Below are 12,096 nucleotides of genomic sequence, written 5' to 3'. Positions count from 1 at the left end.
CTCCTACAGGCTCTTGATGATGTCGTTCGCGGTGTCCTCCGCGTAGTCGAGCTCCGCGACCAGGTTGATCCCGCTGTCGCCGGCCTTCGCGACGACCTCGCCGATCTTCTGGACCAGGTCGTCCAGGTCCTTGGTGGCCTGGTCCACCTGCTGGTGGTACTGCTTGCCGATGTCGTCGCCGCCGCCGACCTTCTTGTTGGCGGAGTTGATGGTCCTGACCTCGTCCGAGAGCTTGTCGATCAGCGTCTTCAGGTCCCCGAACTCCGCGAAGCGGCGCTTGAGGTCCTGGGTCTTGGCGAAGACGTCGTCGGGGCTACTCACGGAACTCCTCCTGCCGCCCGGCCCGGCGGCGCTCCGCCTCCGCGTCCTCGCCGTACCCGGGCCGCATCGCCCGCAGCGGTTCCAGCAGCCGGTCCAGGTCGCTGCCGCCGCTCATCGACATCCGCAGCATGTCGCCGACGCCTTCGAAGCCCTTGATCGCCTCGATCACCTGCTCGCCCATCTTCGCGCGGGCCTCGTTGAGCAGGTCGGTCAGCAGGCCGCCGAGCTGCGCGGGGGCCATCTCCTGGTAGCCGGTGGTGTGGAAGGTCAGCGCGAGGACCTGGCCCTGCGGGCCGACCGTCGCGGTGACCATCCGGTCCTTGGAGGTGACCGTCGCGGAGGACTTGGCGAGGTCGGCCTGGACGGCTTCGGCCTTGGCCGTCTGGACGCGCAGGGCCTCCATGGCCTCTTCGAGCTCCGCGCTCATCGAGCCGAACAGGCCGTCGGGGCCGAAGGGGTCGGCGGTGGCGGGCATGGTGGGTCCTTTCACGATCGTGTTCGGGACGGGCAGGTCAGCGGCCGATGACGCCGCTGACGGCGGTGCTCTCGGTGCCCCACACCTCTTCGTCCTCCGCCAGCCACGTCGTGCGCTGGCGGTCCTTGTCCTTCTGGTTGGGCGCGCCGGCACCGGCGCCCGCACCGGGCGGCATCATCGGCGGCATGCCGCCGGTGGTGGACATGCCCTTGCCGGTCAGCGCGGCCCGTTCGGCCTCGGCCGCCGCCTTGGCCGCCGCGGCCTTCTCCGCCTCGGCGGCCGCTTCCGCCGCCGTCCGGGCCTGGAGCGTGTTCGGATCGCCTCCGCCGGCCAGCGACTTGGCGCTCATGCCGCTGCGGCCGCCGGGCAGCAGGCCGGAGCCGGGGAAGGCTCCGCCGACTCCGCTCGTGCCGCCGCCCGGGTCGCCGAAGGACAGCCCGAGGGGGTGGTAGGCGCTCGGGCTGAAGTCGCTGCCGGGGAGCAGCCCGTCGCCGCCACCGCCGCCGAACCCGGAGTCGAAGGCGTGGCGCTGGTCGGCCATCAGCTGGGAGACCTGGGAGACCGGCTTGCCGTCCGGGCCGAGCAGGGTGCCGTCGGAGTCGATCCGGGAGCCGGGCTGGACGACGACCGGGTTGCCGTTGCCGTCGAGGACGGGCTTGCCGTCCGGGCCGATCACCCGGCCCTGGCCGTCGACGGTCGAGCCCGGCGGCACCTTCATGTGGTCGCCCGGGCCGGTGCCGACGGTCGCGCCGTCGGGCACCGTGATCGGCTTGCCGTCGGGGCCGAGGACGGGCCGGCCGTCCGGGCCGATCACCTGGTGGGTCGTCGGGTCGACGTGGCTGCCCGGCGGCACGGTGACCGGGTTGCCGTTGGCGTCGTAGATCTGCTTGCCGTTCTTGTCCAGCACGGGAACGCCGGAGCCGCCGTCGCCGAGCGAGGGCAGGCCGCCCGCGCCGCCGTGGTCCCCGAGCCCGCCGATCCCGCCGGGCCCGGTGGTGAGGCTGGGGCTGCCGCCGGGGCCCTTCAGGCCGTCCGGGCCGAGTCCGTTCGGGCCACCGCCGGTGAGGCTCTTGAGGTTGTCGTTCATCCCCTTGCTCATGTCACTCAGCGACTTGTTCACGTTGTTGTTCATGTCGCTGAGGTTCTTGTTGATGTCCGAGAGGGGGTCCGTCTTCGAGGGGTCGTCCGTCGGCGGCGGGTTGTAGGGCGTGTGCATCGACGGTGCCTTGACGCCCCCGGACAGGGCCTTGATCGCGGGGACGTACGCGCCGTCGAGGGTGGCGGCGGCCTCCTTGGCGGCCTTGTCCAGGAAGTCGGCGACGTTCTTGAGCCAGACCTCCTTGGCCCGCTGCTCGGCCTTCTTCCAGAAGTCGTCTCCGCTCGGATCGCCCCAGGCCGTCGTGACCTGGAAGGTCGGCGCGGTGTACTGCGCCGGGGCGTCGGGAGAGGTCGTGGCCATGATGCCGGGCGTGACGGTGACGTTCGCCGTCGACATCCCCTCCATCAGCGCGTCGAAGAGCGGGTTGACCGGCCAGGCGTCGCGGCTGTTGCGGTAGTTGTCCTGGCCGTACCACATGCCGAGGACCGCTTTGCCGATCGCCTCGCGGGCCGTCTGGAGGTAGCTGTACACGTGCTGGTCGTGCAGTTCCTTGGCGAGGTCCTGCAGCTCCCCGCCGAACATGGTCAGCATGGTCTTGAACGCCCCGGCCGCGCTGCCCTGCCAGTCGGCGCCCGGCGCCGCGATGTCGCCCGCCCAGCCGTTGACCGTCGGTGCCCACGTCTGCAGGAGCTGCTCGGCGCCCTGGAGCGTCGAGACGGCGGTGTCGAAGCTCCAGACGCTCATGGTGTCGTTCTCGGCCGGCGAGTGGGCGAGCGGCATCAGGACGTTGTAGCCCTGGCGGATCCACTTCCCGAGGTCGGTCGAATCCCCCTGGAACAAAGGCCAGTTGAGGTTGCAGCCGATGACGTAGCTGTACTGCCCGCCCGCGCCGTCGCTGTAGTTGTACGACCACCAGCAGTCGTAGCCCTCGTTGCCGCCGGTCTGCTTGAAGTAGTCCAGGGTCTCGCACTTGTGGCTGGCGATCCACTGGACCTTGTCGTCGCCGGTGACGGCACTGCGCTGGGTGAAGGTGGTCTGGGCGGAGCTCGCGAAGACCGTCAGCATGTCTTCCCAGGTCTTGTCGGCCATGCGGGGTCACAGCTCCAGGGTGGTCGGGGGGCGGGGCGCGGGGCGGGCCGGCGGGAGGGGTTCCGGTCCGCCCCGCGGGTCGGGGGGGGACGGCGCTGACGCCGTCCGGGAGGGGTTCGGTGCGGGAGGGGCCGGGTCAGACCTTGAGGCCGCCGCCACCGAGGATGTCCTGCACCAGGTACATCATCTGAGCGGCGGACAGGGCGTCGTCCGCGCCGTTCTTCAGGTCCCGCTCGGCCCTCGACAGGTCGTCGATCATCTTCTGGACCTGGTCCTCCAGCGACTTGAACTGGTTCTCCAGGGACTGGCAGTACTTGGTGAAGCTCGACTCGATCTGCTTGACGCTCGGCAGCACCGTCCCGCCGCCGGCGAGGAGGCTCGCGTAGTCGCCGGAGAACTGCCCGCCGCCGATCCCCAGGACGAACTGCTGGAGCGCCACCCGCGTGGGGTGGGTCCGCAGGTCCTGCAGCATCGTGGTCAGCTTGGTCTGCGCGAAGTCGAGCAGGTAGGAGTCGGTGACCTTGAAGGTGTTGCCGTCGTCCTCCCCGCCCGGCTTCTTCTTCGGGTCGTCGGCCAGCTTGTCGTCGGACACCGCGGCTCACCCGGTCCTAGTAGCCGAAGTTGGAGCCGGCGCGCTTGTCCGAGTCCCGGATCAGGCCGTGGACCTCGTCCAGGGCCGCGGCGGCCTTGGCGACGTCGTCCGTCATGGCCGTGTCCGCGGCCGACAGGACATCGGAGTAGGCCTTGCCGCCGTCGGCGTAGTCGCCGTGCAGCTCGTGGCCGAGGCCCTGGGTGAGGAAGGTGCGGGTCTGCTCCATCATCTCGTGCATCATCTGGCTCTGCTGGCGCAGCATCGCGGCAGCCTCGTCGATCTGCTGGTGGTGGAGTTCGATCCGGTCGTCTGCCATCGTTCGTTCCCTTCGGTCAGCGGTGGTGGCGGCCGTCGTCCGGCCGGTGGGTGCGCCGGCGGTGTCCTCCGCCGGCCGGGGTCAGCTCAGGCCCTTGACGATGTCCTCGCCGGCGCCGAGGCCGGAGACGATGTGGACGGCCTCCTGGCCCGAGCCCTGGATCAGGCCGGAACCGCTGGTGAGCAGCTCGTGGAAGGCCTTGTACTGCTCGCGCACCTTGTCGTACTTGGCCTGCCAGTCCTGCATCTTCTCGACGAAGACGGTGCTCGCGGCGGCCTGGAAGTGTGCGTTGACCTCCTCGACGATCGCGGTGATCTGGCGCTGGGTCTCCTGCATGTGCTGGTCCTGCGCCTCGACGGTGGTCAGCACCTGCTGGACTACCGCCGGATCGTTGAGCATGTTGTTGCCGGCCATGCGTCGTCCCTTCTCGGGTGGGGCGCCGGTCGGTCGCCGGCGACTCGGGGTTGGGGCGGTCGTGCGCGGCCCGGCATGGTGAACGGGCGCGCAGGGTCTTCCGGTTCAGCTCCCGCAGGGGTTCGCGGGGGCCTGTGCTGCGGGAACGCCGCCCGCGGCGAGGGCGGCCGGGTCCAGGCCGGGCCCGGTGGGCAGCAGGCCGAGCAGGCGGGTCGGGACGGCCGCCGGGACGGCCTTGACGTAGCCGAGCTGCTTGGCCGCGGCGGGCGAGGGCAGCGGGTACTTCACGCCCGCGTCGGTGACCAGGTAGAGGGTCGCGCCGGCCCCGCCCGCGGTGACGGCCCTGGCGAGCGCGCCGCCGCCCGGGCGGACGGCGATCCGGTCGGCGCCGCCGCAGGCCTGGGCGACTCCCGGCTGGGCGGCCGGGGGCTGTCCGGCGACGGCGGCGGCGTCCGCGAGGTCGATCGTCACGGCGCCCGCACCGGCCGCGGGGTGCAGTTCGGCGCAGGGCGCCTGCCCCTCCCCGGCCTGAGCCAACTGCGGCGGACGGGCGGGCAGTTCGGCACCCGACCAGGCGGCCGCGGTGGCGGCGGGCGCCTGGTGGGCCGCGAGGTCGGCCGGGCCGACCGGCCCGGGGGTGACGGGCGCGCCGCCGTAGGCGTCCTGCTGTGTGCGCGGGTCGCCCTGGACGAGCCGGAACAGCGTCTCCCCGAGCGGCACCAGTCCGTCCGCGGCGAGCAGGTAGTGCTCACCGCCGGGGCCCGCGAAGAGCTGGCCGGTCCGGGTGGCGCGGCCCGCCAGCGCCGGGCCGGGCGCTCCCCGGCCGGGCAGGTCGGGCGCCTTGAGGTCGGGCCCGACCGGCAGGGCGTCGAGGAAGCCGGGCGGCACCGGGTACGGGGTCGCGGTGGCGTAGCCGAACGCCCGCAGCCCGCCGTCGGCGGCGTCGATCCGCAACCGGTGGCCGCGCCACAGCAGTTGGGGCGCGCCGTCGGGCCCGGTCACCAGCACGGCCTGGTCGTCGCCGAGCGCCCGGCCGGCGTGGCGCAGGCCGATCGACAGCGACAGCTGCGCCGCGCCCTTGCCGCCCTGGGCCGCCGGGAGGGCGCAGGCCGACCAGTCCGCCGGGCCGAGGTCGCGGTCGGCCGGGAGCCCGTCCGGGGCGCCGACGATGCCGACGACGGCGCCGCGCGGGACGCCGTCCAGGGAGGCCGCGCTGACCTGCTCCAGCCGGAACCGGTCGCCCGCGAGCAGCCGGGCGCTGGCCTGGTTGAGCACCGGGCGCAGCTGCCCGCCCGCGTACAGGTAGCGGACGCCGCTCTCCTTGACCACGACGAGGGTGCCCGGCTTCTGCCAGCTCGTCGCGCCACCGGGTTTGACGAGGCCGTACACCCCGACGCCGACGCCGACGAGCAGCCCGACGGCGAGCCCGATGACGGCGCCGCGGGTGGTCCTGGCGACGGGTGTGTCGGGCGCGTCCGGCTCGCCCCGGAACATCCCGGAGGAGACCCGGCTCATCACGAACAGGTGGGCCTGCACCTGGTCGCGTCTGGACTGCATGGGAGTTCCTTAGGAGGGTCGGTGGGGCGGGCCGGTCAGCCGGCGACGGCCCGGAGCATGTGGTAGAAGCCGAGCGTCTGCAGGGCGAGCGGCAGCAGTGCGAACGCGGCGAGCGAGTGCAGCAGGTCGGCGGCGCGGCCCCAGTAGGGCAGCAGACGGCGGCCGGGGACGGTCCACGCGACGACCAGCAGGACCGCGGCGACGACCAGCAGCCCGGCGAGCAGCGCCAGCCGGCCCTGCCAGGTGCTCTGGAAGCCGAGGCGTCCGGTCAGCAGCACCAGCCCGTACAGGCCGGGCAGCACGACGCCCAGGCGCTGCCAGAGGCTCCCGATCTCGCGGGCGTGCAGCAGGAGCAGGACCGACAGATCGGCGGCGGTGGCGGCCGGTCCCCAGCCGTCGGCGCCCGTGAGGAGGGTGAGGCAGACGGTGCAGGCGAGGCCGATGCTCGCGAGGAAGCCGGTCAGGTAGCCGTCGGCGACGTCGCCGCGGGCGAGGACGTCCTCGGCCGGGAACGGCTCGATGTCCTCCTGCAGCTCCTCGGCGTTGCGGGGCAGCGCGGGCAGCCGGAGCCCGGCGAGCTTGAAGGCGAGGCCGGGCACGAACCCGCCGAACAGCACGGCGGCACAGGCCAGGACGGCGGCCGAGTGCTCCGGCGGCACGTCGTGGACGGCCATCGCACCGGCGCCGAGGGCGACCACCGAGACGAACAGCGCCGAGAGGAAGAGCGGGGCCGAGGCGCCGACGACGGCCAGCGCCAGCACGCACGCCCCCGCCCCGGCCGAGCCGCCGGCGAGCAGCCGGTCCGCGCCGCCGAGGCCCGGCGCCAGCGTGGCCGCGGTGACGGCGTAGCCGATCCCGGCCGCGCCCAGGGCCGTCCCCGCCACGGCGTCGCCGACCGTGCGGGCGGCGCCGCCGGCCGAGAACAGCAGCAGCACGGCGGCCGTCGCGGCCGCGGCGCAGCGCATCCGGTCGGGGCCGGGCAGGAGCAGCAGCGCCACGCCGCCGGCCAGGGCGACCAGCGCGGCGGCCACCGCGAGGTGGTGGGTGAGCTCGGGGCGCCAGGAGTCGCGGCGCTCCAGCATGCCGCTGCGCACGCCGTCGACCAGGTCGTCGAAGTGGACCGGCGGCAGCTCGGCGGTGCGCGGGCGCAGGTACAGCTCCTCGCCGTCGCGCAGCCCGAGGGCGTCCAGGGTCCGTTCGTCGTCGAGGGGTTCGCCGCCGAGGCGCTGGAGCACCCAGCCGGAGTGCTCGGCGCCGGCCTCCTCGGCCTCGGCGCCGGCGTGCGCGAGCACGGCCGGCATGAGGTCACCGAGGACCACGTCGGCCGGCACGGCCAGCTCGAAGGCGGCCTCGGGCGCGCGGAACCTCAGTCTGCACAGGCCGGCCACGGCTCCACCACTCATGCCCCACCACTCTCCCTGGCCCAACCTGATCCGCGGGTCTCCGCGGGTTTCCGACCGGCAATACGTGCGCCCCGGCGGCGGCGGTTCACCCGGGCGGGGAGAACCCCGGTGAACCGGAACGGGGTCGCGGTCCGTGCGACCGGTCGGAGACGTCGACGCACGTGTGAGGAGAGCCCCGTTGAGTCAGGTCGTGGTCGACCGTCCGCCCCGGCGTTCCGGGCCGGAGCTGCCGGAGGGGGACATCCAGCTGCAGGAGCCGCCCGGCCTGCCCGAGCCGCAGAGCGGGCTCGCCACGATGCTCACCATGGCGCCGATGGCGTTGAGTTCGCTCTCGATGGTGTTCATCTTCCTCAACCCGAACGCCGGCGGCGGCCCGCTGACGTACGTCGCGATGGGCATGATGGGCCTGTCCGCCGTCGGCATGCTGGTCACCCAGCTGATCCGCGGCGAGAGCGACCGCAAGCGGCAGCTGCGCGGCGAACGGCGCGACTACCTGCGCTACCTGTCGCAGATCCGCCGCCAGGTGCGCCGCCACACCGTCAAGCAGCAGCAGGCGCTGGCCTGGCGCCATCCCGAGCCCGCCGCGCTGGCCACCATGGTCCGCACCTCGCGGCTGTGGGAGCGCCGGGCGGGCCACCCGGACTTCGGCGACGTACGCATCGCCGTCGGCGCGCAGCGCCTGGCCGTGCGCCTCGCGCCGCTCGCCACCAAGCCCGTCGAGGACCTGGAACCGCTGTGCGCCCACGCGCTGCGGCGGTTCATCCACGCGTACGGCACGCTGCCCGAGCAGCCGATCGCCGTTCACGTCCGCGGTTACGCACACGTCCTGGTGCGAGGGCCGGAGGACGACGGCGAGGCGCCCGGCGGCGATGAGACGCCCCGCGCGCTCGCCCGGGCGATCGTCGCGCAGCTCGCGTTCTTCCACGCCCCGGACGAACTGCGCATCGGCCTGGTCGCCTCCCCCGAGCGCCGCGCCGACTGGGACTGGCTCAAGTGGCTGCCGCACGCCCTGCACCCCGGGGAGACCGACGGCGCCGGACCGGTCCGCCTCGTCGCCGGCTCGCTGGTCGAGCTGGAACAGCTGCTCGGCACCGAATTCGCCGGCCGCGGCCCGTGGGAGCCGGACGCGCAGCCCGGCCGCGAGGAGCCGTACACCCTGATCGTCGTCGACGGCGTGCCGCTGCCCTCCGGCGGCCGGGGCGCCCTCGCCGGCTACCGCAACGCCACCGTCCTCGACGTGGCCGGCGCCCTGGAGTGGAAGCACGCCAAGCACCGGCTGCGGCTGCGCACCACCGCGGCCGGCGTACTGGAGCTGGTCGGCACCGACCGCAACCGCAAGGACAGCGTCACCGCGCTCGGCCGCCCCGACGCCCTCGGCCCGGCCGCCGCCCGCCGCTACGCCGCCCAGCTGGCGCCCTACCGGCTCGGCGACGCCACCGACGGCGCCGAGCCGCTCGCCACCGACTTCGACCTCACCGCGCTGCTGGGCATCAAGGACCTGCACCGGCACGACGTCCGCCAGGCCTGGTCCGAACGCCCCAAGGAGCAGCGGCTGCGCGTGCCGCTCGGCCTCGGCTCCGACGGCACCCCGGTGGACCTCGACATCAAGGAGTCCGCGCAGGGCGGCATGGGCCCGCACGGCCTCCTGATCGGCGCCACCGGCTCCGGCAAGTCCGAGCTGCTGCGCACCCTCGTGCTCGCCCTCGCCCTGACGCACTCCTCCGAGACGCTGAACTTCGTGCTCGTCGACTTCAAGGGCGGCGCGACCTTCCTCGGCCTCGACCGGCTGCCGCACACCTCGGCCGTCATCACCAACCTCGCCGACGAGGCCGCACTGGTGGACCGCATGCGCGACGCCCTGCACGGCGAGATGATGCGCCGCCAGGAGCTCCTGCGGTCGGCCGGCAACTACACCTCGCTGCTGGACTACGAGGCCGCACGCGCCTCCGGCGTCCAGCTGGACCCGCTGCCGACGCTGTTCGTCGTCGTCGACGAGTTCTCCGAACTCCTCGCCGCGCACCGCGACTTCATGGAACTGTTCATCATGATCGGCCGGCTCGGCCGCTCCCTCGGCGTCCACCTGCTGCTCGCCTCGCAGCGCCTCGACGAGGGCCGGATGCACGCCCTGGAATCCCACCTGTCCTACCGGATCGGCCTGCGCACCTTCTCCGCGATGGAGAGCCGCGGCGTGCTCGGCGTCCCCGACGCCTACCACCTGCCCTCCCAGCCCGGCAACGGCATCCTGCGCAGCGACATCTCCACCCTGACCCGCTTCAAGGCCGCCTACGTCTCGGGCCCGTACCGTCGGCAGCGGCCGAGCCCGGCCCGGCAGGCGGCGGTGGCCGGCCAGGTCGTCCCGTACGGCACCGAGTACGTCGCGCCCCGCCACCAGCCGGTCGCCGCCGAGCCGGAGCCGGAGGAGACCACCGAGACGCTGCTGGAGCTCGCCGCCGAGCGCCTCACCGACGCCGGCCCGCCCGCCTACCGGGTCTGGCTGCCGCCGCTCGACGTCCCGCCCACCCTCGACGAACTCCTGCCCCCGCTCGCCCCGCACCCCGACCACGGCCTGACCGTCGACGGCGCGCCGCAGCGCGGCGGCCTCTGCGTGCCCATCGGCCTCGTCGACCGCCCCTTCCAGCAGATGCGCGACCTCCTCACCGCCGACCTCTCCGCCGCCGGCGGCCACGTCGGCATCGCCGGCGGCCCGCAGAGCGGCAAGAGCAACCTCCTGCGCACCCTGATCACCGGCCTCGCCCTCACCCACACCCCGCGCGAAGTCCAGTTCTACTGCCTCGACTTCGGCGGCGGCGGCCTCTCCGCCCTGCGCGGCCTCCCGCACGTCGGCGGCGTCACCGGCCGGCACGACCCCGAGCGCGTCGGCCGCACGATCGCCGAGATCAACGGCATCATCGCGCGCCGCGAACAGAGCTTCGCCCGGCTCGGCATTGACTCCGCCGCCGCCTTCCGGCGCCGCCGCGCGGCCGGCGACCCCGAACTGGCCGACGACCTCCACGGTGACGTCTTCCTCGTCGTCGACGGCTGGAACACGCTGCGCCAGGAGTTCGGGGAACTCGTCCAGGTCCTCGGCCTGATCGCCGGACGCGGCCTCAACTACGGCGTCCACCTGGTCATCACCGCGACCCGGTGGGCCGAGGTCACCAGCGCCCTGCGCGACCAGCTCGGCACCAAGTTCGAGCTCCGGCTCGGCGACTCCGTCGACTCCATGATCAACATGCGGGCCGCCGCCACCGTCCCCAAGGTCCCCGGCCGCGGCCTCACCGACGACCAGCTCCACTTCCTCACCGCCCTGCCCCGCATCGACGGCACCGGCGACGCGGACGACCTCGCCGACGGCGTCGCCGACCTCGTCGAAGCCGTCAACGACCACTGGACCGGCCCCCGCGCCCCCCAGGTCCGCACACTTCCGCTGATGCTGGAGGCCGCCGCACTCCCCGCCCCCAAAGGCAGGCTGCGGATCGCCCTCGGCCTGGAGGACCGCGAAGTCTCCCCGCTCTGGCACGACTTCGAGGAATCGCCGCACCTCGTCGTCGTCGGCGACAGCGAGACCGGCAAGACCAACCTGCTGCGCCACCTCGTCAACGGCATCACCACGGCCTACACCCCGGCCGAGGCCCGCATCATGCTGATCGACTTCCGGCGCGGCCTGTTCGACCTCGTCCCCGAGGAGTACCGCCTCGGCTACGCCGTCGCCGTCGACGTCCTCAAGCAGATCGTCCAGGGCGCCGCCCGCGCCATGGAGGGCCGCGTCCCCAGCGAGGACATCACCCCCGCCCGCCTCAAGCTCCGCGACTGGTGGACCGGCCCCGAACTCTTCATCCTCGTCGACGACTACGACCTCATCTCGGCCCCGATCACCGGCCACCCCTTCACCCCGCTCCTCGACCACCTCGCCCAGGGCACCGAACTCGGCCTCCACCTGATCGTCGCCCGCAGCGCCAACGGCATCGCCCGCGCCATGAGCGACCCCCTCCTGCGCCGCCTCCTCGACGTCAACACACCCGCCGTCCTCCTGTCCTGCCCGCCCAGCGAGGGCGTGCTCTTCGGCAACGTCAAACCCCGCCAACTCCCGCCCGGCCGGGCCCTGCACATCACCCGGCGCCGGACGGTGCAGCTCCAGACGGCCCTGGCGCAGGAGGGGGCCGGCGGCGAGGGGGTGGCCTGACGGATGGCACGAGCCGGCGTCCAGAAACTGCCAACGTCTCGCCACGCGACGCATTGTGCAGCGGTCCCGGTGCGCTTCGGCAAGGTGCCGTCGGGCAGCATGGGGCGATGCACCCGGATCAGCCACTGCCTCGTGAAGTGAAGGTCATCGACACGGCGTCGCTGCTCGGGCTGGAGGCACGGGCGTGTGAACTCGGCCTCAGCCAGAGGCTGGACCCGCTCTGGGTGAAGGCGAACGCGGCGTCCGACGGAAGCCACTACCTCTGGCCGGCCCTGTGGAACAGCTTGTCCCACCGCCCGGATGTTCCGCGTCAGCTGCGGTGCGAGCTGTTGATCGCCCTGCGTACGGGAGACCGGGTGATGAGCCTCCTGGACGTGCTCCCCGACGACTTCGCCCCGCTGCCGAAGGTGACCTCCCGCGACGAGGGCATGCGGGTCAGTGAACTACTGAACCGTTCTCCTACGGTCAGGGAATGGCTGCTGCGAGAGGGCGAGGGCCACGCAAACCGGCTGCCGTGACAGACGGCTCGGGCGGACCGGAGACCCTGATCGCTCGTCGGGGGGGGGGGGGGCCGCCGGGGGGGGAGAAAACCCGAGAGGAAAACAGCCAAGAACGCCCCACCAAAAGGGGCGGGGCGCGCCCCGCGG

Annotated in this window: 10 protein-coding genes; 2 read left to right on the top strand and 8 right to left on the bottom strand. The window is 73.4% G+C overall.

What is annotated here, in order from left to right; genetic code table 11:
• Positions 1-3: 3 nt before the first annotated feature.
• The 8 genes from ACFV4F_RS07660 to eccD all read right to left on the bottom strand — a co-directional run bounded on the left by ACFV4F_RS07660 (position 4) and on the right by eccD (position 7,266).
• Positions 4-321, bottom strand: coding sequence for a hypothetical protein (locus ACFV4F_RS07660; RefSeq protein ID WP_380500810.1), 318 nt, complete (start codon positions 319-321; stop codon positions 4-6).
• Entirely contained in the window at positions 314-796 is a 483-nt protein-coding gene (locus tag ACFV4F_RS07655; RefSeq protein WP_380446680.1) for a YbaB/EbfC family nucleoid-associated protein, read from the bottom strand. The genes ACFV4F_RS07660 and ACFV4F_RS07655 overlap by 8 nt, the downstream gene beginning before the upstream one ends.
• A gap of 37 nt (positions 797-833) precedes the next feature.
• Entirely contained in the window at positions 834-2,984 is a 2,151-nt protein-coding gene (locus ACFV4F_RS07650; RefSeq protein ID WP_380500808.1) for a hypothetical protein, read from the bottom strand.
• 136 nt (positions 2,985-3,120) lie between these two features.
• Positions 3,121-3,576 carry a hypothetical protein gene (locus ACFV4F_RS07645; RefSeq protein WP_380500806.1) on the bottom strand — a complete coding sequence of 152 codons (456 nt, stop codon included), beginning with the start codon at positions 3,574-3,576 and terminating at the stop codon, positions 3,121-3,123.
• A 16-nt stretch (positions 3,577-3,592) separates the two neighbouring features.
• On the bottom strand, positions 3,593-3,892 hold the full coding sequence (locus tag ACFV4F_RS07640; protein ID WP_380446688.1) for a hypothetical protein: 300 nt from the start codon (positions 3,890-3,892) through the stop codon (positions 3,593-3,595).
• A gap of 81 nt (positions 3,893-3,973) precedes the next feature.
• On the bottom strand, positions 3,974-4,306 hold the full coding sequence (locus ACFV4F_RS07635; protein ID WP_380446691.1) for a WXG100 family type VII secretion target: 333 nt from the start codon (positions 4,304-4,306) through the stop codon (positions 3,974-3,976).
• Positions 4,307-4,411: 105 nt separating this feature from the next.
• On the bottom strand, positions 4,412-5,863 hold the full coding sequence (gene eccB / locus ACFV4F_RS07630) for a type VII secretion protein EccB (protein ID WP_380500804.1): 1,452 nt from the start codon (positions 5,861-5,863) through the stop codon (positions 4,412-4,414).
• Between the two features lie 35 nt (positions 5,864-5,898).
• Positions 5,899-7,266, bottom strand: coding sequence for a type VII secretion integral membrane protein EccD (gene eccD, locus ACFV4F_RS07625; protein WP_380500801.1), 1,368 nt, complete (start codon positions 7,264-7,266; stop codon positions 5,899-5,901).
• A gap of 178 nt (positions 7,267-7,444) precedes the next feature.
• Here eccD and eccCa point away from each other — a divergent pair, with 178 nt between their 5' ends.
• Together eccCa and ACFV4F_RS07615 are read left to right on the top strand one after the other, a co-directional pair.
• The gene (eccCa, locus tag ACFV4F_RS07620) at positions 7,445-11,449 is read left to right on the top strand and encodes a type VII secretion protein EccCa (protein WP_380500799.1); all 4,005 of its coding nucleotides are present in this window, start codon (positions 7,445-7,447) and stop codon (positions 11,447-11,449) included.
• A gap of 107 nt (positions 11,450-11,556) precedes the next feature.
• Entirely contained in the window at positions 11,557-11,967 is a 411-nt protein-coding gene (locus tag ACFV4F_RS07615) for a hypothetical protein (protein ID WP_380500797.1), read from the top strand.
• The last annotated feature ends 129 nt before the right edge of the window (positions 11,968-12,096 follow it).

Source organism: Kitasatospora sp. NPDC059722 (assembly GCF_042733235.1).
GTDB lineage: Bacteria > Actinomycetota > Actinomycetes > Streptomycetales > Streptomycetaceae > Kitasatospora.
This window is presented reverse-complemented; position numbering and strand designations above follow the sequence as displayed.

Bases quoted from the DNA above. Each gene is read 5' to 3' on its own strand.
- ACFV4F_RS07655 (WP_380446680.1), bottom strand. From the start codon at position 796: ATGCCCGCCACCGCCGACCCCTTCGGCCCCGACGGCCTGTTCGGCTCG.
- ACFV4F_RS07615 (WP_380500797.1), top strand. From the start codon at position 11,557: ATGCACCCGGATCAGCCACTGCCTCGTGAAGTGAAGGTCATCGACACG.
- eccD (WP_380500801.1), bottom strand. From the start codon at position 7,266: ATGAGTGGTGGAGCCGTGGCCGGCCTGTGCAGACTGAGGTTCCGCGCG.
- ACFV4F_RS07635 (WP_380446691.1), bottom strand. From the start codon at position 4,306: ATGGCCGGCAACAACATGCTCAACGATCCGGCGGTAGTCCAGCAGGTG.
- ACFV4F_RS07650 (WP_380500808.1), bottom strand. From the start codon at position 2,984: ATGGCCGACAAGACCTGGGAAGACATGCTGACGGTCTTCGCGAGCTCC.
- eccB (WP_380500804.1), bottom strand. From the start codon at position 5,863: ATGCAGTCCAGACGCGACCAGGTGCAGGCCCACCTGTTCGTGATGAGC.
- ACFV4F_RS07640 (WP_380446688.1), bottom strand. From the start codon at position 3,892: ATGGCAGACGACCGGATCGAACTCCACCACCAGCAGATCGACGAGGCT.